Genomic DNA, 24,250 nt, shown 5'->3' with positions numbered 1-24,250 from the left:
TAGAACCGTCTCACGCTATAGTTAGCGCAAGTAGTGGAAAAAATTTCCGGAGCCGCTCGCCGTCCCGTTGCGGCGCCGGCATCCGAAATACCCGCATTCAGCTTTCCGAAGGAGACACGGAAGATGAAATCCGATCAGGTGATCGTCAGCTTTCGCGGCGTCCGAAAGACTTACGACGGCGAAACGCTCGTCGTGAAGTCTCTCGATCTCGACATCTATCAAGGCGAATTCCTTACGCTGCTCGGGCCGTCCGGCTCCGGCAAGACCACGTGCCTCATGATGCTCGCGGGCTTCGAATTCCCGACGGGCGGTGAAATCTGGCTCGACGGCAAGCTGCTCAACAAAGTGCCGCCGCACAAGCGCGACATCGGCATGGTGTTTCAGAACTACGCGCTCTTTCCGCATCTGTCGGTGCAGCAGAACGTCGAATATCCGCTGACAGTGCGCAAGATGTCCGCCGAGGAACGTGCTCATCGCGTCAACAACGCCCTGAAGATGGTGCGCATGGAGAGCTTCGCGAAGCGTTATCCGGCGCAGTTGTCGGGCGGTCAGCAGCAGCGCATCGCGCTGGCTCGCGCGCTCGTGTTCGAGCCGAAGCTCGTGCTGATGGACGAGCCGCTCGGCGCGCTGGACAAACAGCTTCGCGAGCACATGCAGTACGAACTGAAGTCGCTGCACGAGAAGCTCGGCGTCACCTTCGTGTACGTCACGCACGATCAGGGCGAGGCGCTCACCATGAGCGACCGCGTCGCCGTGTTCGACAAGGGCATCGTGCAGCAGCTCGATACCGTCGATCACCTCTATGAAGCGCCGTGCAACGAGTTCGTCGCCAACTTCATCGGCGACAGCAACCGGCTGCGGGGCACCATCGAACATACGCAAGGCGATTACTGCGAGATACGGCTCGCGGACGGCACGCGGCTTTCGGGCCTGAACGTGGCGAAGGCGAACGCCGGGGCGTCGGCGGTGGCGTGCATTAGGCCCGAACGCATGAAGCTCGCAGCCGGCGCGCACCGCATGAACGGCGCCAACGGACCCAATGCGCTCGCGGGTGAAGCCAGAAGCCTCATCTATTTCGGCGACCACGTGCGCATGCGCTGCGGCGTGCGCGATCAGGACGAGTGTTTCGTCAAGGTGCCGCTCGGCACCGAAGCACTCGCAGGCTTTACGCCCGGCGCGCCGATCGCACTGGAATTCGCGCCCGAGCATTTGCGCGTGTTCGCGTGAGACGTTCCCCGGCGTGCCGCGCGCATGCCCTTTTCCGCAGTCAATCGATAAAACCAAGCAGAGGAAACCACCATGAGGAAGTTCGCACTGTGTTCCAAGGGAGCCGCCGCGCTCGTGTGCGCGACGAGCGTATCGGTCGCGTTCGCGGCGGACCTCACCGTCGTCAACTTCGGCGGGGCTAATGGCGACGCGCAGAAGGTCGCGTTCAATCAGCCTTTCGAGAAGTCGACCAACAACAAGGTCACGGCGGTCGAGTACAACGGCGAGCAGGCCAAGGTCAAGGCGATGGTCGAAGCCAAGCACGTGAACTGGGACGTGGTCGAAGTCGAATCGGGCGATCTCGGCCGTGGCTGCGACGAAGGTCTGTACGAAAAGCTCGACTGGTCGAAGATCGCGAAGAAATCCGAACTCGTGCCCGAGTCGCCGCAAACCTGCGGCGTCGGTTTCTTCGTCTGGTCGACGGCCCTCGCCTATAACGCCGACAAGCTCAAGAGCGCGCCGGCCAGCTGGGCGGACTTCTGGGACACGAAGAAATTCCCGGGCAAGCGCGGCATGCGCAAGGGTGCGCGCTACAACCTCGAATTCGCACTGATGGCCGATGGCGTCGCGCCGAAGGATGTCTATAAGGTGCTGGGGACCAAGGCCGGCGCGGATCGCGCGTTCAAGAAGCTGGACGAGCTGAAGCCGAGCATCCAGTGGTGGGAGGCCGGCGCACAGCCGCCGCAGTTCCTCGTTGCGGGCGATGTCGTCATGTCCACCGCGTACAACGGTCGTATCGATGCCGCGCGCAAAGAGGGCAAGAACCTCAAGGTCGTGTGGAACGGCAGCATCTACGACCTCGATTACTGGGCCATTCCGAAGGGCTCGCCGAACAAGGACGTGGCGACGCAGTACATCGCGTATTCGGTGTCGCAGAAGCCGCAGCAGGAGTATGCGCAGCACATCGCCTATGGTCCGGTGAACAAGGCCGCGATCACCGCGCTGGATGCGAAGACGCAGGCCGATATGCCGAACTCGCCGGCCAACGCGAAGAACGCGGTGTTGCAGGACATGGCGTTCTGGACCGATCACGGCGATGAACTGGAACAGCGCTTCTCGGCGTGGGCATCGAAGTAAGTGGCTGACTGCGGTGCGACGGTCGCGCTTCCTGTGAGGCGCGGCCTCGTTACCGCCAAGTTGCAGGGAGACACCAGCGTGAACACCATCACGATCGCCGTGGACGAGTCGGGCGAATCGACCGCGCGCCTGAAAAAAGAGCTGAAGCTCGCCGACGCCAAGAAACGCGCGATGGCGCTTGCGTTGATCGCACCGCTCGCCATTTTTTTGTTTCTGATCTTCGTGGTGCCGATCGGCGCGCTGCTCACGCGCGCCATCGAAAATCCGGAAGTGGCGAACGCGTTGCCGCATACCGGCGCGGCGCTCGCCGGCTGGGACCGCAAGGCCGCGCCGCCCGATGCCGCCTACGCCGCGCTCGCGCAAGACCTCACGGCGATCCAGGACGGCGATTCGATGGGCGCGCTCGCCCGGCGCCTGAACACGGAGATTCCGGGATATCGCTCGCTCGTTGCGAAGACCGCTCGCGCGATGCCGCTCACCGGCGACGACGGCAAGCCGCTCGCGCCGCCGCAGTTGCGCGCGAAGATCATCGACATCGACGAGCGCTGGAACGATCCGGCCTACTGGCAAGCCATCGCGAAGAACGCGAGCCGGCTGTCGCCGTTCTATTTGCTGGCGTCGCTCGATCATAAACAGGACGGGTTCGGCAACATCGTCCACGCCGATCCCGACCAGTCCATCTATCTCAACGTGTTCGGGCGCACCTTCGTGATCGGCTTCGCGGTGACGCTGTTCGCGCTGCTGCTCGGCTACCCGCTCGCCTACTGGATCTCGACGCTGCCCGCGCGCCGCGCGAACCTCGTGATGGTCCTCGTGCTGATACCGTTCTGGACCTCCGTGCTCGTGCGCGTCGCCGCGTGGATCGTGCTGCTGCAAAGCGAAGGGCTCATCAACAAGGCGCTGATCGGCAGCGGGCTGATCGGCTCGCCGCTCGCGCTGCTCTTCAACCGCGTGGGCGTCTATATCTCGCTGACCCACATTCTTCTGCCCTTCATGATCCTGCCGCTGTACAGCGTGATGAAGTCGGTGCCGCCGACTTATCAGCGCGCGGCGGTATCGCTCGGCAGCCATCCGTTCGCCGCGTTCTGGCGCGTGTATGTACCGCAGACTTATCCCGGCATCGGCGCGGGCGTGCTGCTGGTGTTCATTCTGGCGATCGGCTACTACATCACGCCAGCGCTGCTCGGCGGACCGAACGACCAGATGGTGAGCTACTACATCGCCTATTTCACGAACGTGACCATCAACTGGGGCATGGCCTGCGCCCTCGGCGCGCTGCTGCTCGCCGCGACGCTGGTGCTGTACGTCGTCTACGGGCGCTTCACGCGCTCGAACGTGAGCCTGGGGTAACAGAGATGAAACTCGCCAAACCGCTGTTCGCGCCGCACACGTCCGCCATCGAGCGCATCTGGTACTTCGCGTTGCGCATTCTGTGCGTGCTGACGCTGCTGTATCTGATTCTGCCGGTGCTGGCCATCGTGCCGCTGTCGTTTTCCTCGAGCACCTTTCTCGTTTATCCGATTCCCGGCTTCTCGATGCGCTGGTATCACAACCTCGTCATGTCGGACGAGTGGCGCATGGCCGCAAAGAACAGCTTCATCGTCGCGCCATCGGCGACGCTGGTCGCGACGATCCTCGGCACACTCGCCGCAGTCGGGCTGACGAAAGCGAACTTCGCCGGCAAGGGCCTGCTGATGGCGGTGCTCATCTCGCCGATGATCGTGCCGGTGATCGTCGTCGGCGTTGGCATGTATCTGTTCTTTGCGCCGCTCGGGATCGCGAACACGTACTTCGGCCTGATTCTCGCGCACGCGGCGCTCGGCGTGCCGTTCGTCGTGACGACGGTCGCCGCCACACTGCAGAACTTCAACACGAATCTCGTGCGCGCGAGCCAGTCGCTCGGCGCGAACCCGCTGACGACGTTCTTTCGCGTGACGCTGCCGGTGATCGCGCCGGGCGTGATATCGGGCGCGCTGTTCGCGTTCGCGACATCGTTCGACGAAGTCGTCGTCACGCTCTTTCTCGCCGGCGCGGAACAGACGACGCTGCCGCGCCAGATGTTCACGGGCATCCGCGAAAACATCAGTCCGACAATCGCCGCGCTGGCGACGATTCTCATCGTATTTTCGACGAGTCTGCTGCTGGCGCTCGAATGGTTGCGCGGTCGCGCGGCGGCTCGGGCCGTGGCGGGGTGAGGTGCTGCCGGGCTGCTTCGCGCGTGTCGTTGCAGCCCGGTTTTATTGCAATAACGCCGGAACGCTGCGACGCTTCTTTCGAATTTGCCTTCTTTTTAATTACTTATCGCTTTCGGATTCGCGCAACGCTCTGTTTTGCCGACGGTGTAGTCAAAACTTAAACAGGCTGCAAAGCCTTACCCGGCAAGCATCCGGCATTTACATAAGCGCAATCTGACCGCCCATTGGGATTATTCGCGTCAACGGGACAGTGTTTTCACTGATGCCGTATTTATCGGAATGTGCTTAATGACGTACGTTCTAGGTCGAGCCAAAGCCTGGAAAAACGCCATGACAGCACTTTCGAAGCGAGCCGATCCGTGGTCTCAAACGGTCCATCAGCTCGAAACGATACCCGCCGAGACCGGCCGCATCGCTCCGTCCCAACGAACCGCACGCGCCGAGAGCGCCTTCGTCGACCGTCTGACGCGCGACTGGAATCGGGCGCATCCGCAGCCTGCGAATGACCGGCTGCCCTACCCTCAAGCCATCGTGCGCGTGATCGAGCGCCCGAGCAGCGCGACCGCGCTCGTCTACTGGTCCGATCCCGGCACCTGCCATTACGGCTATCAGGGCTGGCGCGCGACGACGGCCAACACGGAAGGCGTCTGCTCCCTGTCGGGAATGCCGATTCATCGCGGCGATCAGGTGTATCGCCCGTCGCAGCGCGATCCCAAGCCGCAAAACGCATCGGCGATGATTCTCGCCGCCGCGATGCCGCAAGACGAGGAAGTCGAAGCCGACGTCCACGGCTGATCAGTAACCGACCGTGAAGCGTTGCCTGACCGGTTCGCCGCGCTCGAAGGCGTCGAGAAAGGCAATCGCGAAGTCGTCGAACGTGATCCAGCTTCTGCCGTTGGCATCGACGGCATGCAACTCCGTGTGCGGTAATTCCTTCACACAGAGAGCGAAAACACAGAGGCGCCGCATCGAATGACCCGATTCCGTTTCGACGAATTGACGAATGCGAGAATCGTTCTGGCATCGCCGCCGCTTTCGGAACCGGCGGCCGGTTCGGAGAATGCAATTTCCGAGCCGGTTTTAAGTGTCCCCGCCAATAACCAACCCGTCCGGCCATAATCCGCCGCACACCATGATGCGAGGAAGACGCCGTTAAACTAGAGACCCCGCACTCTTGTCGAAACGCGTTATTACGGCGATTCCCGGCGCGCCGAACGCAATCCGTTTCGCGAAGAGTTTCAATCCGAGTCGTCAATTTGTCATGACACTGGTTTATCTTGCAGGTCCTCGCCGCTCCATTACCGGAAGGAGTTAATCGTGAAGAATCCGCAATTGCAGGGTGCGATCGAAGGACGCGACAATCCGGCTGGTGAAACCGCCTACGAGCCAATCCCGCTTGGCGCCGCGCAGGCAGATTCCGCCGATGAAGCCGACTACGCCGATTCGCTGGACATCCCGCTCAATTACGGCATCGTGATGGACGCTGTCAGGGACGCAGTTCGCGCCAACCCCTGAGCGTTCGAATTCCTTACATGAAGCGCCCCGGACGGGGCGCTTTTTTTGTCCAGTTTCGGTCACGACGTTCACCGTTCTTCACTGCGCCGTCGCACCAATTATCAGAACAATAATCGCCGCGCAGATCGAATTGCCATCGGTCGCTCTGACCGACAAAAAGTCAAGCGAAACAAAAGCGTCAATATTCGTTACCGAACTGTATTAACACGATGGTACACTTCGCCGTCCGCTCAGCGCGGGCTCGCGTCTGAAGCAAGGCGCGGCTGCTGTCCATCGTTCGTCCATGCGACGGCGTCTGAAAGACCGAAATCAATGCCGCGAATCAAGCGGTATATCGCCGTATTGGCTAATCGTCCTGATTACTGATCTTTGGCAAAAGCCAATGATCTTAGCTAACTTCAGACGAGAAGCAACGCCTGACCGACTATTGGGATTAGAGGGATTAGACGTCTGCTTTCAGTCAGATAAGCAAAGGCGAAAATCTCCGGACAACCTGCACGCACCTTGCGCGCGCATTCGAATCAACCACGATGGCCGCACCTCTCGATTACCTGCTCGACCGTCAGATATCCCGGCAGTGGCGCGGCTTGCTGTCGTCGCTCGCGGATGAGTTCGAGGCGCAGATCGGCGGTGCAGAGCTGCGTCAACTGATGCATCGCGTAGGCAGCCGTTTTGCCGATGCGTCGCCCCTGCCGCCATGTGCCTCGACGGCCGACCTCGCCGATGCGCTGAACGCAGTCTGGCGCGAAGCGGACTGGGGCTTCGTCGAGGTGTCGGACGCGCGCGACCATCTGCGCATCGTTCATTACTGCGCGCCGCTTCGAGCGTTCGGCGAAAGCGCTCTCGCGTGGACGCCCGCGTTTCTGGAAGGCGCGTACCAGCATTGGCTTTCGGCGCTGGGCGCGGAAGGGCTTGCCGTCCGGCAGCACGGCGGCATCGGCGAGACAGGCGGCGACGCCGCCATCGAATTCCGGCTAGCGCACGGCGCAAGCTGAGCATCGGCTGTCGAGGATGGGCCGCGTCGTTGGCGGCATCGACCGTTCAGTATCGGACGGCGAAAAAATGCAGCACGCAGCACTGGCCACGTTTGAAGCAGGGCATCACGAGGATGCGGCATCCATGAATACTTCGCGCGACATCGAGAAGCTGTTCGATCACTTCGGCGGCAATGCAGGGGAATATCAGGAGATCGGCCGGGAGAACGAGGCCAGGAACGCTCGCACCCGCTGGCCGCTGCTCGCCACGCTCGACTTCGCGCAGCCGGCCATTCCCGAGATCGCGGCACGCCGCGAGTCGCGCGGGCCATCGGACGCCGCGCCGACGCCCACTCCCACGCTCACGCCGATTCGCCGCGGCAAGCCGCCGCTCTTCGCGCGGTCTCATCGACGGACGATTCCGCCTGTGAATCCGCTCGCCGCACACGATTCGCTGAGCGCCGCGCGGTTCTCGTCGCTGGAAGAGGCGGCGCAAACGGCCGCTCCCGCGTCGCTGAATGTCGCGCGCCCCGGCCGGCTCGACGCGCGCAACGCGCCTGCGGCGATACCTGTGGTCGACAGGGCCGCAGCCGCTGCGTCTCCGGCGATCCAGAAGGGCGAAACGCCGCGCGTCAACCCGGCTTCGTCGATCCTCGGCAAGCTCTTCCAGCCCGCGCCCGCCGCGCAAGCCGCCTCCGACGACTCCCTGCCCGCGCTGTTCCACCGCCTGCGCAACGGCGGCCCACGCTCATGAAAGTCATCACGGTCGTATCCGCGAAAGGCGGCGTCGGCAAGACGACGCTCGCCGCCAATCTCGCCTCGGTGCTCGCGTCGCGCAATCGCCGCGTGATCGTGCTCGATCTCGACCCGCAGAACGCGCTGCGCCTGCATTTCGGGATTCCGCTCGACAGCATCGACGGCATCTCGCGCGCCACGCTCAGCCAGAGTCCGTGGCAAACGGTGATGTTCGACGGCATCGACGGCGTCACCGTGCTGCCCTATGGCGCGGTCGTCGAGGACGATCGCCGCCGCTTCGAAACGCTCGTCGACGGCGATCCGGCCTGGCTCGCGCGCTCGCTCAATTCTCTTGCGCTCGACGCAAACGATATTGTCATCGTCGATACCCCGCCCGGCTCCTCCGTCTACACGCGCACCGCGCTGACAGCGGCCCATTTCGCGCTGAACGTCGTGCTTGCGGACGCGGCCTCCTACGCCGCGATTCCCGGCATGGAGCGCATGATCGACGCGTACGCCGCGCCGCGCCGGGACTTTGCCGGTCAGGGCTATGTCGTGAATCAGGTGGATCAATCGCGCCAGTTGAGCAAGGACGTGCTCAAGGTGCTGCGTAACATGCTCGGCTCGAAGCTCTTTCCGGGCGTGATCCATCAGGACGAAGGCATCGCAGAGTCGCTCGCGTGCGACACGACGCTGATCCACTACGATCCGCTCTCGCAAGCCGCCGCCGATCTGCGCGCATGCGGCGACTGGCTGCTCGCCGCCATCGACGCGATCGCGCCTTCGAGGAACGTCGCATGAGATCGGCGAAGATTCCATCGCAGGAAACGGAGGTCAGCGTCGCGACGTCGCGGCTCGAACGGATCGTCGATGCGGGGATCTGGAGCAGCCGGATCGTGGTCGCCGCGCTGACGCTTTTTGCCGCGTTCGCGCTGTACTTCGTCGTGACGGTGCCGCTCGCGTTCGGCCAGCAACTCGCGTTCGCAACCATCTGCTTCGTCTGCGCGCTAGGCTTCCGCCGCTTGCAGGGCCAGTATGCGACGCTCGTGATGATCATGCTGTCGGTGACGGCCTCGGGCCGCTACATGTACTGGCGGCTCACCGAAACGACGTACTGGGAGCGTCCGCTCGACGCCGCGTGGGGTCTCTTGCTCGTCACCGCCGAAGTCTACGCGACGCTCGTGCTGATGCTCGGCTACTTCCAGACCGCGTGGCCGCTCAAGCGCAAGCCGCTGCCCTTGCCCGCCGATCGCGGCGCGTGGCCGACGGTCGATGTCTTCATCCCGACCTACAACGAGCCGCTTTCCGTCGTGAAGCCGACGATCTACGCGGCGCTCGCGCTCGACTATCCGACCGACAAGCTCGCGATCCACGTGCTCGACGACGGCCGCCGCCCCGAGTTCAAGGCGTTTTGCGAGGAAGTCGGCGTCAACTGGACGATCCGCACGCATAACCGCCACGCGAAGGCGGGCAACATCAACGAGGCGCTCAAGATCACGAACGGCGAGTACCTCGCGATTTTCGACTGCGATCACATCCCGACGCGCTCGTTCCTGCAAATCTGCCTCGGCTGGTTCTTGCGCGACAAGCTGCTTTCGATGCTGCAGACGCCGCATCACTTCTTTTCCCCCGATCCGTTCGAGCGCAATCTCGGCACGTTCCGCAAGGTGCCGAACGAAGGCGAACTGTTCTATGGGCTCGTGCAGGACGGCAACGACCTCTGGAACGCGACGTTCTTCTGCGGCTCGTGCGCGGTGCTGCGGCGCTCGATGGTCGAAGAGATCGGCGGGATCGCGGTGGAAACGGTCACCGAGGACGCGCATACCGCGCTGAAGCTGCATCGGCTGGGCTATACGACCGCGTACCTCGCGATTCCGCAAGCCGCCGGGCTCGCGACGGAGAGCCTGTCGGGGCACATCGGTCAGCGCATCCGCTGGGCGCGCGGCATGACGCAGATTTTCCGCATCGACAATCCGCTCACGGGCAAGGGCCTCAAGCTCGGTCAGCGGCTGTGTTATCTGAACGGCATGCTGCACTTCTTCTATGGCGTGCCGCGTCTCGTGTTTCTGACCGCGCCGCTGTCGTATCTGTTCTTCGGCGCGCACGTGATCGAAGCGGCGGCGAGCACCATCGCCATTTTCGCGCTGCCGCACATGATGCATGCGAGCATCACCAATTCGCGGATGCAGCGGTCGTTCCGCCATTCGTTCTGGGCCGAAGTGTACGAGTCGGTGCTGGCGTCGTACATCACCGCGCCGACGCTGCTCGCGGTCATCAACCCGAAGCTCGGCAAGTTCAACGTGACCGCGAAGGGCGGACAGATCGCGAAGGCTTACTTCGACTGGTCGATCTCGCGCCCGTATCTGTTCCTCCTGTTGCTGAACCTGCTCGGCTTCATCGCGGGCGCGGTGCATATCGGCCTGAACTGGCACGTGCGCAGCGAAGTGCAGACAACCGTGCTCAACCTCTGCTGGACCGTCTACAACATGCTGATTCTCGGCGCGTCGGTGGCGGCGGCGAGCGAGCAGCGGCAAGTGCGGTCGACGCATCGCGTGACCATGAAAATGCCGGTCATGCTCAAGTTCGCGACGGGGCGCACGCTCGCTTGCGAGACCATCGACTATTCGGAAGGCGGCGTCGGCGTGAAGCTGCCGAACAGCATCGCCGTGCCGTTGCACGAGCGCGTCACCGTCTCGCTGTTTCGCGGCGACGAGGAATTCGCGTTCCCCGCGACCGTGGGTTTCAGCGAGCCGGGGCGCGTCGGCCTGCGCTTTTTGCAGCTCACGCGCGAGCAGGAATACGACTTCGTCAAAACGACGTTCGCGCGCGCGGATGCCTGGACCGGGTGGTCCGAAGGCCGCCTCGCCGATACCCCGCTGCGCGGCCTGTCGCACGTGCTGCTGGTCGGCACGCGCGGCATCGCCGGCCTTTTCGAGCACCTGTACAGCGACCTTCGGACCTGGACGAGCAAGACGCCGGTCGACGCGAACAAGCTGACGACCAAAGATCAATAATGAGCAAGGGATCATCGAGGCCGCGTCTCGGCGGCGCAGTGGCATGCGCGTTTGCATTGGCTATGGCGCTGGGCGTGTCGGTCGCGGGGGCGGCCGACGTCGCGCCGGGCCCGGCCGTCGTCTATAACCCCAACACCATCGCGCAGCCCGCGCTCGCGGCGCCCATCCCCGCGTTCTCCGGCAAGCCCGACAAGCCGCTCGCCTCGCGCGTGCCGACGACCGCCGATCCCGGCATGCTCGTCCCCGGCGGACGGCGCCAGACGCTCACGTTCGCCGACTACGGCGCGCTCGATCCGCTGCAATTGCGCGGCACGGACGGGCAGAACGGCATCGCGTTCTCGGTGCGCGGCGACGAGGTCGTGACCGGCGCGGTGCTGCATCTGATCTACAGCTATTCGCCGTCGCTGCTGCCAGCGATTTCGCAGCTGAAGGTGCTCGTCAACGGCGAAGTGGCCGCGACACTGCCGGTGCCGCGCGAGCAGGCCGGCACGCTCGTCGCCCGCGACGTGGCGATCGATCCGCGCTTCATCACCGAGTTCAATCACCTGAACGTGCAGTTGATCGGGCATTACACGCAGCAGTGCGAAGACCCGTCCAATTCGACGCTCTGGGCGACGGTCAGCAATGCCAGTTCGCTCGATCTCACGTATGCGTCGATTGCGAGCAAGCCCGATCTCGCCGCGCTGCCGCAGCCTTTCTTCGACCGGCGCGACGTGCGCCGGCTCGAACTGCCTTTCGTGTTCGCGGGCAAGCCGGGCCTCGGAGAACTGGAGGCGGCGGGCATGGTGGCGTCGTATTTCGGGTCGCTGGCGGGCTATCGCGGCGCGGTCTTTCCCGCGCAGACGGACGCCGTGCCGCTCGCCGGGAATGCCGTCGTGTTCGCCCTCGGCGATGCGAAGCTGCCGGGCGTCGACATTCCGCCGGTTTCCGGTCCGACGATCGCGATCGTCGAACGCGATGCCCCCGCACGCGGCCGCCTGCTTCTCGTGCTCGGCCGCGACGACAAGGAACTGAAGATCGCCGCAAAGGCGCTCGGCGTCGGGCAGAACACGCTGTCGGGTGCGAGCGCGACGATCACGCAGTTCAACGACTTGCAGCCGCGCCGCCCCTACGACGCCCCGAACTGGCTGCGCACCGACCGCCCGGTGCGCTTCGGCGAACTGGCCGAAGCGCGCGATCTGACCGCCAACGGCTACGACGCCGACGCGGTGCGCGTGAACCTGCGCGTGCCGCCCGATCTCTTCATGTGGCAGACCAAGGGCGTGCCCATCGACCTGGCTTATCGCTACACGGTGCGGCCCGCGCCGGATCGCTCGTCGCTCAACATCAGCGTGAACAACGGTTTCGTGCAATCGCTGCGGATTCCGGCGGTGTCGGCATCGACGTTCGATCTCGCGCACTATTTCAGCCGCGTGCTGCCCGACCGGACCGCCGCCGCGCGCCGCCAGATTTACTTGCCGCCGCTGCTCATCACGCCGCGAGCGCAGTTGCGCCTGCACTTTTATTACGACATCCCGAAAACCGGCGAATGTCAGGGCCGCGTGCTCGATAACGTCGTCGGCGCGATCGATCCGAATTCGACCATCGACCTGTCCGGCTTTCCGCATTACATGGCGCTGCCCGACCTCGCTGCGTTCGCCAACGGCGGCTTTCCGTTCACGCGGCTCGCGGATTTGTCGCAGACGGCGGTCGTGCTGCCGAATGACCCAAGCTCGGCCGACTACAGCCTGTATCTGCTGGAAATGGGCCGCATGGGAGCGTCGACGGGCTATCCGGTGACGGGCGTCACCGTGACGAACGCGAACGATGTCGACCGTTTCGCCGACAAGGACCTGCTGATTCTCGGCGCGCCGGGCCGCCAGCCGCTGCTGCAACGCTGGGCGAAGCAGATGCCTTTCTCGAGCGACGGCGACGCGCGCACCTTCCAGTTGAGCGACGTGGCGTTCAAGGTCGTCGACTGGTGGCATGGCGAAGACGGGCCGGAGCGCTCGCCGGCACGCGCGGATTTGTCGCTCGTCAGCGCGAACGGCGACGCGCTCCTGACTGGCTTCGAATCGCCGCTGAAAAGCGGGCGCAGCGCGGTGGCGCTCATCAGCGCGGCGGGGCAATCGGATGCGGACCTCTCCGCCGCGCTGCTCGACAACGACCTGCTGCCGTCCATTCAAGGCGCGATGGCCGTCATCCACGGCCGCACGGTCACGGTGACGTCGAACGGCGAGGCGTATTACGTCGGCCATCTCTCGCCGATGCATTACATGCGCTGGGCGCTGTCCGCGCATCCGCTGTTGCTCGTGTTTTCCGCGGTGATCGCCGCGTTGATCATCGCTGCGCTGTTCTACCGCGCGCTGCGTTCGCTCGCGGCGCGGCGTCTGAGGGATTGATATGCGTGAGGTTCTCGTTCGGCTCGCGGCGGGCGCGGTCGTCGTAATGGGCGCGGCGTCGCCTGCCAACGCTGCGCAGTCCTGCGACTGGCCCGCGTATCGGCACTTCGTCGAGCGCGTCGTGCAGGCCGATGGCCGCGTCGTCGACCGCTCCACCGACGCGCAGCAGACGACGTCCGAAGGCCAGTCGTACGGCATGTTCTTCGCGCTCGTGGCGAACGACCGCGCGAGTTTCGACCGCCTGCTCGGCTGGACGCGCGCAAACCTCGCCGCCGGTCGCTTCGATGCGAACGACATTCGATTGCCCGCGTGGCAATGGGGCCGCAAGGCCGATGGCTCGTTCGGCGTGATGGACCCGAACGCGGCCTCCGACGCCGACCTGTGGATCGCCTATGACCTGCTGCAAGCGGGCCGCTTGTGGAACGAGCCGGCCTACACGCGGCTCGGCCGCGCCCTCGCGGCGCAGGTGGTGAAGCAGGAAGTCGCCGATCTGCCCGGCCTCGGGCCGATGCTCTTGCCCGGGCCGCAAGGCTTCAGCGCGGACGGCGTGACGCGCCTGAATCCGAGCTATCTGCCCCTGCCGCTGTTGCGCGGCCTCGCCCACGAGATGCCCGACGGCCCGTGGACGAAGCTCGCGCAGAATGCCGCCCGCCTCGTCAAAATCACGTCGCCGCGCGGCTACGCGCCGGATTGGGCGGCGTATCGCAATGGCCAGTTCGTCGTCGATCCGAAGAGCGGGGATATCGGCAGCTACGACGCCATCCGCGTCTATTTGTGGGCCGGCCTCGCCGCGAGCAGTGATCCGCTCGCGCGGCCCTGGCTCGACGCGCTTTCGGGCATGCGTCAAAGCGTGGCGAAGGCGGGCTTTCCGCCCGAGAAGGTTTCGTCGACAACCGGCGCGGCGAGCGGCGAAGGCCCGCTATCGTATTGGGGCGCGCTGGCGCCGTATTTCAGGGCGCTGAACGACGAGCGAAGTCTCGGCCTCGCTCGCGCCCATCTCGATGCGCTGAACGGCGGACAGGAGCCGGTCTATTACGACCGCGTGCTCGGGCTGTTCGGCGGCGGTTTCATCGACGGGCGATACCGCTTCGACCCCAACGGCCGCCTCGTGCCGAACTGGAAAAGCGCATGCTGATCCGCACGAGAAAACGCGCCATCGCGGCGATGCTCTGCGCCGCGCCCGCATGGGCATTCGCGCAGACCAGCGCCGATCCGCTGACCGTGCTCGTCGATCAGGGCAAGTACTGGCAGGCGCACAAGCGGGGCGATCTCGCCGAGCAGGCGTGGCAGAAAGTGCTGCGCATCAATCCGAAGCAGCCGGATGCGCTCTTCGGCATGGGCATGGTGCTCGCGGATCGCAAGGACGGCAGCGGCGCGCAGCAATATCTCGCGCAGTTGCGGCAGGTCGCGCCGAACTATCCGAGCATCGACGAACTCGGCGCGAGGCTCGGCGAATCCAGCCCGCGCGATCAGAGCGTGAACGACGCCCGCCGTCTCGCGCAAAACGGACAAAGCGCGTCGGCGGTGCAGGAATACCGGCGCGCGATCGACGGCAAGCCCGCGACGCCCGCGCTTCAGCTCGAGTATTACCAGGCGCTCGCCGCGACGCCGCAGGGCTGGGACGAGGCGCGCCGCGGGCTGGAACAGCTCGCGCGTCAGAACGCCGACGATCCGCGCTACGCCCTCGCCTACGCGCAGCATCTGACCTATCGCGATACGACGCGCCGCGACGGCATCGCGCGGCTCGCGAAGCTGGCGGGCGACGGCGCCGTCGGCGCGCAGGCGAAAACGAGCTGGCGGCAGGCGTTGTTGTGGCTGGGCGCGCGGGCATCGGATGCGCCGCTGTTTCAGGCGTATCTCCAGACCGCGCCCGATGACGCCGCCGTGAAGGCCCGCTTCGATGCGATGGTGCAGCAGGACAAGGCCGCCCGCGACCGCGCGCAGGCGGACGCCGCCGTCGATGCGCGCGGCCGCGCCGTCGCCGATGGCTTCGCGGCGCTCGATCGCGGCGATCTCGTCGCGGCGCAGGCGCGCTTTTCGTCGGTGCTCGCGGGCGACCCGAACGATGCCGACGCGCTCGGCGGCCTCGGCGTCGTCGCGCTGAAGCAGGAGCGCTTCGCGGAGGCGCGCACGTATCTCGAACGGGCATCGCGTGCCGGCAACGCCGCCCGCTGGAAAGACGCGCTCACCAGCGCGACCTACTGGACCTATACGAGCGATGGCATCGGCGCGCGCAGCAACGGTGAAATCGCGAAGGCGAAGGCGTTGTTCGAGCGCGCCATCGCCGTGAATCCGTCCGATGTCACCGCGCAAACCCTGCTCGGCGACATGCTGCTCAACAACGGCGATCCGCGCGGCGCGGAAGCGGCGTTTCGCATGGCGCTGCGCCGTCAGGCCGACAATCCCGACGCGATTCGCGGGCTCGTCGGCGCACTGGCCGCACAAGGACGCGGCGACGAAGCGCTCGAATTCGCGAATCGGCTGAACGCGGAACAGCAGGCGAAAGCGGGTGGCATCAACACGCTGCGCGGCGAAGCGCAGGCGGCCCAGGCGCGCACCGCCGAAGCGCGCGGCGATCTCGGCGCGGCCCGCAGCCTCTTCGAAGACGCGCTGCTCAACCTGCCCGACGATCCGTGGCTGCGCCTCGACCTGGCGCGCATCTATGTGCGGCAGGGCGCGGTCGGCAATGCGCGCAGCATGATGGACGGCCTCGTCGCAGCGCACCCCGAGATGACCGATGCGCTGTACGCCAGCGCCCTGCTCGCCGCCGAAACGCAGGACTGGTCGACAGGACTCGCGCGACTGGAACGCGTCCCCGCCGCGCAGCGCACGCCGGCGATGACGGCGTTGCAGCATCGACTGTGGGTGCATCAGCAGGCCGAACTCGCGACGCGCGTCGCCAACGCGGGCCAGCGCGCCCAGTCGATCGCCATCTTGCAGCGCGCGGAGCCGCTCGCCGCGGGCAGCGCGGAACTGACGGGCGCGCTCGCGTCGGCGTATCTGAAGGCGGGCGATGCTTCGCGTGGACTCGCGCTCATGCGCGGGGCGATTGCCAGTGCGCCGAACGATCCGGGGCTGCTGCTGCAATACGCGGGCATCCTTTCATCGACGCAGCAAAGCGCCGAGCTTGGCTCCGTGATGCGGCGTCTCCAGTCGATGCCGCTGACCACGCAGCAGCGCGCCGATTTCAACGACCTGAACGTGGGCATCGTGATCGCGCAGGCGGACGCGGTGCGCACGCGCGGCAATCTGGCGGGCGCTTACGACGTGATCGCGCCGTGGCTCGCCGCGATGCCCGACAACGCGGACCTGCAGGCGGCGCTGGGCCGCATGTACACGTCCGCCGGCGATGACCGCAACGCGCTCGCGTGCTATCGCGCGGCGCTCGCCCGCCGTCCGGACGATATCGGTTTGCAGAGCGCCGCGATATCGGCGGCATCCGGCGTGCGCGATTTCCGGCTGGCGGAATCGATCGCGAAGCAGGCCATCGCCGCCGCGCCGAACGATCCCGCGCTGCTCGCCGCGATCGGGCGGATGTATCGAGCAGAAGGCAAGCTGGATCTCGCCGCACAGTTCTTGCAGCGGTCGCTGGTTGCGGCCAGTCCGTCCGTCGCTGGCGGCGCGGAAAGGCGCGGCAACGTTCCGCGCGACTGGCAGGCCGCGATGAATCGCATCGGCACGACGCCGCTTCCGGGGACCAATCCGTTCGAGGGGAAGGCGGCCGTCGGAACGGCGGGCTCGGGAAATGCACAAGCCGATTTCGGTCCGTCCAACTCGTCCAACTCGTTCAACTCGTCCTATTCGCCACCCGTGCCGACTTATCTGCCGCCGCCTGCGCAGCCCGCGCCCTATTCCGTGCCTTACGTGGCGCCTCAACCCTATGGCGCGCCGCGCTCAGCGGCAAGCGGCGGATATGGCCCGGATGCCTATGGCTCCGCGCAGTCGGGCGGCCCGCGCTCGGCGGCAAACAGCGGCTATGCGCCGGACAACGCCGGCTACGCGCAGCCGGCCGCGCCGCTGCAACCGTATCCCGGGCAGGAGCCGGGCGCTTATCCGGCGCTGACATACCCGCAGCCGGACGCGTATCCGCCGTATCCGCAGCAGCAAGCGGCCTACGGCGCGGCGGATCCGTACGCCACGTCGCCGTGGCCGATGTCGCCTGCGGCGCGTCAGGCGCAAACGGGCGGATATGCAACCGCCGCTGCACCGGCTTCGAAGCGGGCGGCATCGCGCAAGACGGCGGCGGCGTCCGCTTATCCCGCGCAGGCGCCGTATGGACAGCAGCAATACGCGCCGTATAAATACGCGCAGCAACAGCCGTATGCGCGGCCTTACGCTCAACAGCCCTATCCGCAGCAGTACGCGCAGCAGCCCTACATTCCGCAGCCGCCTGCAGGCTACGCGCAGCCCTACTATCCGGCGCAATCGCAGCGCGCCGCGTCCGCCGCAGCGGTGAGCGCGGGCGGCGCGGCAAGCATCGCCAGTTCGCAGACGGCCGGCGTCGCCGAAGAACTGGCCGCGATCAACCGCGAGCAGGCGAGCACGATCTCGGGCGGCATCATCTTCCGCAATCGCGATGGCGAAAACGGCCTGTCGAATCTGACCGATATTGAAGCGCCCGTCGAAGGCCGCATCAAGGCGGGCAACGGGCACGTGATCGTGCGCGCGACGCCCGTCACGCTCGATGCTGGCACCGCCGAGAGCACGCAGCAGACGCTCGCGCGCTTCGGCTCGGGACAAGGCGCGACGACGACGCCGGTCGCCAATCGATACGGCTCGCAGACGGCGACGGGCGTCGGCCTGTCGGTCGGCTACGAGAATCGCCATTTCAAGGGCGATATCGGCACGACGCCGCTCGGCTTCCGCGAGACGAACATCGTCGGCGGGGTGCAGTATCAGAACGCGATAAGCGACAAGGTGTCGTATTCGCTCGCCGTCGCCCGCCGCGCCGTCACCGACAGCCTGCTCTCCTACGCCGGCGCACGCGATGCCGGCCAGGGCCTCGAATGGGGCGGCGTGACATCGAGCGGCGCGCGCGCGGACCTCGGCTGGGACGACGGCACGAGCGGCGTCTATGTCAATGCGGCGTTCCAGTATCTGGATGGCCGAAACGTCGCGTCGAACACGGCGGAGAAAGGCGGCGGCGGCATCTACACGCGGCTTTTGAAGGACCCGGACCAGACGCTGACCGTCGGCGCGAACACGACGCTCATGCACTACGACAAGAACCTGTCGTATTTCACGTACGGTCAGGGCGGCTATTTCAGCCCGCAGCAGTACGTGATCCTCAACTTTCCCGTCGAATACATGGGACGCACGGGCCTTTTCACCTACGATGTAAAGGGATCGGTCGGCGTGCAGCATTACCGGCAGGATGCGTCGAGCTACTTCCCGACCGATAGCCAGCGGCAGCAGAACGCGGCGGGTTCGTCGACGGTGCCGGATGCCGGCGCGGTGTATCCCGGCCAGAGCAAGACGGGCGTGTCGTACTCGTTGAGCGCGACCGGCGAGTATCAGCTCGCGCCGCAACTGGCGTTCGGCGCGACGGCTTCCTTCGGAAACGCGTATCAGTATCGGGAATGGCTGGCGGCGGTGTACGTGCGATACAGCTTCAACCGGCAAGGCAACGTGCAGCCGCTATTTCCGCCGCAGGCGTTCAGTTCGCCGTATCTGTCGCTCGCGAACTGAGCGGGCGTTGTTTCTGGCGATGCGCGGGCGGTCGTTTGTCTTGCGACGTTGCCTCGCTGAAAAGCCTGATGCCGGCTATGGCGCTTTCGCGGGAACGCGCGTAGCTTGCGGGCTAAGGGGACATGCAGGCGCATGTTTCAGCACATCCGAGGACACATCACATGACCTCGACTTTCACCGACAGACGCCACGCCGGCCGCGAACTCGCCACGCTTCTTTCGACGTATGCGGCCCGCGACGACGTCATCGTGCTCGGCCTGCCGCGCGGCGGCGTGCCGGTGGCGTTCGAAGTGGCGAGCGCGCTCGATGCCATGCTCGATGTCCTCGTCGTGCGCAAGCTGGGCGTACCGTGGCAGCCTGAACTCGCGATGGGCGCGATCGCTTCCGGCGACGCGTTCTATCTGGATGAGCGCATCGTCGAATATGCGGGCGTGTCCGCTTCCGCACTCGGGGACGTCATTGCCGGCGAGCGCGCGGAACTGGAAAGGCGCGAGCGGCTTTATCGGGGATCGCGGCCGCCGCTGAATCTGTCGGGCAAGATCGCGATCATCGTCGATGACGGCATGGCGACGGGCGCAAGCATGAAGGCCGCCGCCATGTCGTTGCGCAACGGCGACGCGCCGCCTGCTTTGATCGTTGCCGCCGTGCCGGTCGCCCCGCTGGATTCGGAGGCGCGCGTCGCGCATGTTGTCGATGAGTTCGTGTGCGTGCTGAGGCCGCAGCAGTACCTGGGGGTCGGGCAGTTCTATTTCGACTTCGATCAGACGAGCGATGAGGAAGTCCGCACGTTGCTGGGTTTGCGGGGTTAGTGCGTACGGGGGCATCGCGGCCTGTCATCAGCGTTTGATCGAGAAAACGCACCGATCCCAGCCAAATGCCAAGGATACCTTAGTACTTTTACGAAATGCCATACACCGAGAAATACAAACGCGATACCTTGAAAGTCTGCTCGTAGTTGAAAAAATAGATTCCGCCGCTTAGGCCAAAGTTAAACAAAGACTCTCGTGACATGTCCGTGCAATGCACCTTCAAACTCAATAATCGAGTCACGTCCACGCTTGTCTGCTTGGGTTACGGAACGGTCGAGGCCTTCTCCGGGCAAAAGCTCGGACGCGACAATCCGGCCGAAGTCGCGACCAGGCAAATCGGCCCAATCCCGCGCGGCACGTATTACATCGTCGATCGTCAGTCGGGCGGCCTGCTTGGCAGCTTACGCGACAACTTCTCGCCGCTCGTCGGTTCGACTGATCGAAGAAAGTGGTTCATGCTCTGGAACCCGAGAAGCGGAGACACCACGAACATCGACGGCGTGACGCGCGGAAACTTTCGCCTGCATCCGGAAGGTCAGCGCGGGCTGAGTGAAGGCTGCATCACGCTCGTCAATCCTGCGGAGTTCGAATTGTTACAGCGTTTTATCAGGCGGTCACCCCCATCAGTTCCGGTGCCGGGTTCCGTGCTCAAAGCGTACGGAATGGTCACGGTCGAATGATCTCGAAGCCGTTGTCGAAGTTTGCGCATGTCGCGTTATGGACAGTCGTGTCATTCGTGACAGGCGCCGCCATGACCCGTTTCATCAACCTCCGGGCTGAAGCGATTCCCGACTGGCTAGCCGACTCCGTACGGTCGGCGCTCGATGCGCTGGGCTATCAGGCAGTAGGCGTCGAAAGCATCATCGACGGAAGCCTTCTGGCAACATTCAGCGCGTGCTGGTTCTTCGCCGCCGTCATGCTGTGCACGAGCCTGCTTCTCACTGGCCAGTTTCTTCGACGCCGGTTATCGCTTCTTGCGTGCGCCGTTGCGATGTTCGCTGCTGCTTACTCTGTCGCGTATCAACTCCACGAAGCGGTGACCGCACCCGGTGGTCCGCGCTGGCTGCATGATCGCCTGACGACTCCATTCGGCGGTGAATCAAATTCGCTTCAGACGGTATATCTGCTGATCTTGTTCATTACCTGCTGGCTAGGCGTGCTTCTCGCCGTGCTGGCTGTTCGTGCCGCGATGTGCAGATATCGCGCAAGCTCGTGCCGCGACGTCGGCCACTCATGAAGGTTTGACTCATGTCGTCAGACATTCTGTTGCAGATCAAAGGCATTACCGGAGAATCGCTGGACGTATCGCTTGAAGGTGCGATCGAGGTGATTCATTGGGAGATGTGTATCGAGCAGCAATCTTCGATGCATTCCGGCTCAGGCGGCGGGGCAGGCAAGGCGTCCGTGTCCGATCTCACGTTCCGTCACGAATTGGACCGTGCGTCACCCAATCTTGCGGTCTATGCCGCTCAGGGCAAGCACATACCCGACGCGAAGCTGATCATGCGGAAATCCGGCGGACGACCGTTGGAGTACTACCGAATCACGTTATACGACGTGCTCGTCACGAAGGTATGGCCCTCTGTCGATGCAACCAGTTCGATCGAAACGGTATCTCTCTCTTTCGCGCGCATGAAGCAGGAGTATGTGTTGCAAAGCAAGTCAGGCGGAAACGCGGGCACGATTACGGGCCTCATCGACGTGAGGCACAACAGCGCCGCGTAAGCCCGCCCATTGCCCGCCCTGCACGCTACCGCGTCCAGGGAGCGTCGCCGTCCGCTTCCTCCCGCGCATACTTCCTCCGCGCCTCCCCAAGCACCGACCGCGCGACCACGCCCTCATCGACCAGCGCCTTCAGCGCCGCCAGCACGATAGACACGCGGTCCACTTCGAAGAACGCGCGCAACGATTGCCGCGTATCGCTGCGGCCGAAGCCATCGGTGCCGAGCGTCACATAACGGCGCGGCACGTAAGCGCGAATCAACTCGGGCACCGCGCGCACATAATCCGTCGCGGCGATCACCGGTCCGCGCGAGGCTTCCAGCGCACGCGCGACGTAAGGCTTCTCTTCCGCATCCGAAAAAAGACGCGCAAGCCGCTCGCATGCCGCGCCATCGCGATGCAACTCCGTGTAGCTCGTTACGCTCCACACGGCGGCGTCGATGTTCCAGTCCGCTTGCAGCATCTCGCGGGCGGCGATAGCCTCGTTCAGAATCGCGCCGGAACCGAGCAATTGCACTTGCGCGTCGTTCGCTGAAGCAGCGTCGCCAATCCGATAGATGCCACGCAGAATGCCTTCGCGCGTGGCCGCGTCGAGCGTCTTGCCGGGCGCCGACGGCTGCGCGTAATTCTCGTTGCCCACGGTGATGTAATAGAACACGTCCTGCTGCCGCTGCATCATCTCCTGCATGCCTTCATCGACGATGGCCGCGACCTCGTACGCGAACGCGGGATCGTAAGCGCGGCAGTTCGGTATCGTCGATGCCGACAGATGGCTCGTGCCGTCCTGATGCTGCAAGCCCTCGCCGCCGAGCGTCGTGCGTCCCGCCGTCGCGCCGATGAGGAAGCCGCGCGAACGCTGATCCGCCGCCGCGAAAATCAGGTCGCCGATGCGCTGGAAGCCGAACATCGAGTAGTAGATGTAGAACGGCAGCATCGGCAGATCGTGAACGCTGTAGGACGTCGCCGCCGCGATCCACGATGAAATCGCGCCCGCTTCCGAGATGCCCTCCTCCAGAATCTGGCCGCGCGTGTCCTCGCGATAGTAGAGCATCGAGCCCATGTCCTCCGGCTCGTACAACTGGCCGAGCGGCGAATAGATGCCGACCTGCCGGAAAAGGTTGGCCATGCCAAACGTACGCGCCTCGTCCGCGACGACCGGCACGACGCGCGATCCGAGCGTCGCATCCTTCATCAGGCTGCCGAGCATGCGGACGAACGCCATCGTCGTCGACATCTCCTTGCCGGCGGTATCCATCGCGAACTGAGCCCATGTATCGAGCGCGGGCGGCACGACCGGTTGCGAGGCCCGCGCACGGCGGCGCGGCAAATAGCCGCCCAGTGCCGCACGCCGCTCGTGGAGATAGCGCATTTCGGGAGCATCGTCGGCAGGCTTGTAGAACCTGAGTTGCTCCACATCGCTATCGGACAGCGGCAGGCGAAAGCGGTCGCGGAACGCCTTGAGGTCATCGAGATCGAGCTTCTTTTGCTGATGCGTCGTCATGCGGCCCTGCCCGACCGCGCCCATGCCGAAGCCCTTCATCGTCTTGGCGAGGATCACGGTCGGCTGGCCCCGATGCGCCAGCGCCCTCGCGTATGCCGCGTGCAGCTTGCGCACGTCGTGACCGCCGCGCCGCAAACGGTCGATATCCTCATCCGACATATGCGCGACGAGCGCCGCCAGTTCCGGATTCTGGCCGAAGAAACGCTCGCGGTTGTAGCGGCCATCGTTCGCGGAAAATGTCTGGAACTGGCCGTCGACCGTGTGCGCGAATGCGCGCAGCAATGCGCCGGTGCGGTCGCGCGCAAAGAGCGCGTCCCAGTCCGATCCCCACAGCACCTTGATGACGTTCCAGCCTGCGCCGGTGAACTGCGCTTCCAGCTCATCGACGATACGGCCATTGCTGCGCACCGGGCCATCGAGCCGCTGCAAGTTGCAGTTGATCACGAACACCAGATTATCGAGCTGCTCCCGCGACGCCAGAGACAGCGCGCCAATCGATTCCGGCTCGTCCATCTCGCCGTCGCCGAAGAAGCCCCACACCTTGCGTCCTTCCGTCTGCTTCAAGCCGCGATTCTGCAGATAGCGCATGAAGCGCGCTTGATAAATGGAGTTGATCGGACCGATGCCCATCGAGCCGGTCGGGAACTGCCAGAAGTCGGGCATCAGCCACGGATGCGGATACGAGCACAATCCCGGTCCCGCGATCTCACGGCGATAGTGGCGCAGGTGGTCTTCGTCGAGAAAGCCTTCGAGGAACGCGCGGGCATAGACGCCCGGCGACGAGTGCGGCTGGAAATAGACAAGATCGCCGCCGCGTTCATCGCCGGCGGCGCGGAAGAAATGATTGAAGCCGACTTCGAAGAGATCGGCCGCCGACGCGTAGCTCGCGATATGGCCGCCAAGCTCGCCATACGCCCGGTTGGCGCGCACGACCATCGCCAGTGCGTTCCAGCGCAGGACAGCCGCGAGTTTCTCTTCGGTATCAAGATGGCCGGGGTACGGCGGCTGCTCGCTGACGCCGATGGTGTTCGTGTACGGAGTCGCACGCGCCCGCGCCGATTCGACGCCGACCGACAGCGCATGCTCCGCGAGCCTGTCGAAGAGATATTGCGCGCGCTCCTTGCCGACGTGCGCGACGACCGCATCGAGCGCCTCCAGCCATTCGGCGGTTTCGGCGGGGTCCGTGTCTTCACGGCCTCGCGCAAGAGAAAGAAGCTGGCTGGTTCCGCTCGACAAGTCCGTCATGGCGCGACTCCGGGTAAAGGCTGAATGCTTCAAGCATATCCAGTTCCCGGCAGAATTTGCGTCTCATTTGGCTGCGGCACCGCTTTACGATAGAGTGTTCATTCTTCGAAACCCTGAAAATCCGGAAT

General features: G+C 64.7%; 18 protein-coding genes and 1 pseudogene. 17 read left to right on the top strand and 2 right to left on the bottom strand.

Features of this window, described 5'->3' with window-relative positions; translation table 11 throughout:
* Positions 1–123: 123 nt before the first annotated feature.
* The 5 genes from AB6804_RS10850 to AB6804_RS10830 all read left to right on the top strand — a co-directional run bounded on the left by AB6804_RS10850 (position 124) and on the right by AB6804_RS10830 (position 5,333).
* Positions 124–1,227 carry an ABC transporter ATP-binding protein gene (locus AB6804_RS10850; protein ID WP_370886459.1) on the top strand — a complete coding sequence of 368 codons (1,104 nt, stop codon included), beginning with the start codon at positions 124–126 and terminating at the stop codon, positions 1,225–1,227.
* 72 nt (positions 1,228–1,299) lie between these two features.
* Complete coding sequence (locus tag AB6804_RS10845; RefSeq protein WP_370886458.1) at positions 1,300–2,343, top strand: ABC transporter substrate-binding protein; 1,044 nt, start codon at positions 1,300–1,302, stop codon at positions 2,341–2,343.
* A gap of 78 nt (positions 2,344–2,421) precedes the next feature.
* Complete coding sequence (locus tag AB6804_RS10840) at positions 2,422–3,693, top strand: ABC transporter permease (protein WP_370886457.1); 1,272 nt, start codon at positions 2,422–2,424, stop codon at positions 3,691–3,693.
* A gap of 5 nt (positions 3,694–3,698) precedes the next feature.
* The gene (locus AB6804_RS10835; protein ID WP_244795748.1) at positions 3,699–4,538 is read left to right on the top strand and encodes an ABC transporter permease; all 840 of its coding nucleotides are present in this window, start codon (positions 3,699–3,701) and stop codon (positions 4,536–4,538) included.
* Between the two features lie 330 nt (positions 4,539–4,868).
* A complete protein-coding gene (locus tag AB6804_RS10830) occupies positions 4,869–5,333 on the top strand; it encodes a DUF3331 domain-containing protein (protein WP_035964645.1) in 465 nt (154 codons plus the stop codon).
* Here the strand turns inward: AB6804_RS10830 and AB6804_RS10825 are convergent.
* Positions 5,334–5,444 (bottom strand): annotated as a pseudogene (locus AB6804_RS10825) (NAD(P)-dependent oxidoreductase); the annotation flags it as partial.
* Positions 5,445–5,855: 411 nt separating this feature from the next.
* Here AB6804_RS10825 and AB6804_RS10820 point away from each other — a divergent pair.
* From AB6804_RS10820 to AB6804_RS10765, 12 genes are all read left to right on the top strand, one after another.
* A complete protein-coding gene (locus AB6804_RS10820) occupies positions 5,856–6,053 on the top strand; it encodes a hypothetical protein (RefSeq protein ID WP_035964659.1) in 198 nt (65 codons plus the stop codon).
* A 530-nt stretch (positions 6,054–6,583) separates the two neighbouring features.
* Positions 6,584–7,048, top strand: coding sequence for a cellulose biosynthesis protein BcsD (bcsD, locus tag AB6804_RS10815; RefSeq protein ID WP_370886456.1), 465 nt, complete (start codon positions 6,584–6,586; stop codon positions 7,046–7,048).
* Between the two features lie 124 nt (positions 7,049–7,172).
* On the top strand, positions 7,173–7,781 hold the full coding sequence (bcsP, locus tag AB6804_RS10810; protein WP_370886455.1) for a cellulose biosynthesis protein BcsP: 609 nt from the start codon (positions 7,173–7,175) through the stop codon (positions 7,779–7,781).
* A complete protein-coding gene (gene bcsQ / locus AB6804_RS10805) occupies positions 7,778–8,563 on the top strand; it encodes a cellulose biosynthesis protein BcsQ (RefSeq protein ID WP_370886454.1) in 786 nt (261 codons plus the stop codon). Before bcsP ends, bcsQ begins: the two co-directional genes overlap by 4 nt.
* On the top strand, positions 8,503–10,776 hold the full coding sequence (gene bcsA / locus AB6804_RS10800) for a UDP-forming cellulose synthase catalytic subunit (RefSeq protein WP_370886453.1): 2,274 nt from the start codon (positions 8,503–8,505) through the stop codon (positions 10,774–10,776). Before bcsQ ends, bcsA begins: the two co-directional genes overlap by 61 nt.
* Positions 10,776–13,157, top strand: a complete 2,382-nt coding sequence (gene bcsB / locus AB6804_RS10795; protein WP_370886452.1) for a cellulose biosynthesis cyclic di-GMP-binding regulatory protein BcsB — start codon at positions 10,776–10,778, stop codon at positions 13,155–13,157. Before bcsA ends, bcsB begins: the two co-directional genes overlap by 1 nt.
* 1 nt (position 13,158) lies before the next feature.
* Entirely contained in the window at positions 13,159–14,292 is a 1,134-nt protein-coding gene (bcsZ, locus tag AB6804_RS10790) for a cellulose synthase complex periplasmic endoglucanase BcsZ (RefSeq protein WP_370886451.1), read from the top strand.
* Positions 14,286–18,845, top strand: coding sequence for a cellulose synthase subunit BcsC-related outer membrane protein (locus AB6804_RS10785; RefSeq protein ID WP_370886450.1), 4,560 nt, complete (start codon positions 14,286–14,288; stop codon positions 18,843–18,845). The genes bcsZ and AB6804_RS10785 overlap by 7 nt, the downstream gene beginning before the upstream one ends.
* A gap of 161 nt (positions 18,846–19,006) precedes the next feature.
* A complete protein-coding gene (locus tag AB6804_RS10780) occupies positions 19,007–19,654 on the top strand; it encodes a phosphoribosyltransferase (protein ID WP_370886449.1) in 648 nt (215 codons plus the stop codon).
* Between the two features lie 200 nt (positions 19,655–19,854).
* Positions 19,855–20,334: a DUF2778 domain-containing protein gene (locus tag AB6804_RS10775; protein ID WP_370886448.1), complete on the top strand. Its 480-nt coding sequence runs from the start codon at positions 19,855–19,857 to the stop codon at positions 20,332–20,334.
* A gap of 71 nt (positions 20,335–20,405) precedes the next feature.
* Positions 20,406–20,891 (top strand): hypothetical protein, encoded by a 486-nt coding sequence (locus AB6804_RS10770; protein WP_370886447.1) that lies wholly within the window; start codon positions 20,406–20,408, stop codon positions 20,889–20,891.
* 11 nt (positions 20,892–20,902) lie between these two features.
* Positions 20,903–21,379 carry an Hcp family type VI secretion system effector gene (locus tag AB6804_RS10765; protein ID WP_370886446.1) on the top strand — a complete coding sequence of 159 codons (477 nt, stop codon included), beginning with the start codon at positions 20,903–20,905 and terminating at the stop codon, positions 21,377–21,379.
* Between the two features lie 25 nt (positions 21,380–21,404).
* Here the strand turns inward: AB6804_RS10765 and mdeB are convergent, their stop codons facing one another.
* Positions 21,405–24,122 (bottom strand): alpha-ketoglutarate dehydrogenase, encoded by a 2,718-nt coding sequence (gene mdeB, locus AB6804_RS10760; protein WP_370886445.1) that lies wholly within the window; start codon positions 24,120–24,122, stop codon positions 21,405–21,407.
* Between the last annotated feature and the right edge of the window lie 128 nt (positions 24,123–24,250).

This window comes from Caballeronia sp. RCC_10, assembly GCF_041360715.1.
Taxonomy (GTDB): Bacteria; Pseudomonadota; Gammaproteobacteria; order Burkholderiales; family Burkholderiaceae; genus Caballeronia; species Caballeronia grimmiae.
This window is presented reverse-complemented; position numbering and strand designations above follow the sequence as displayed.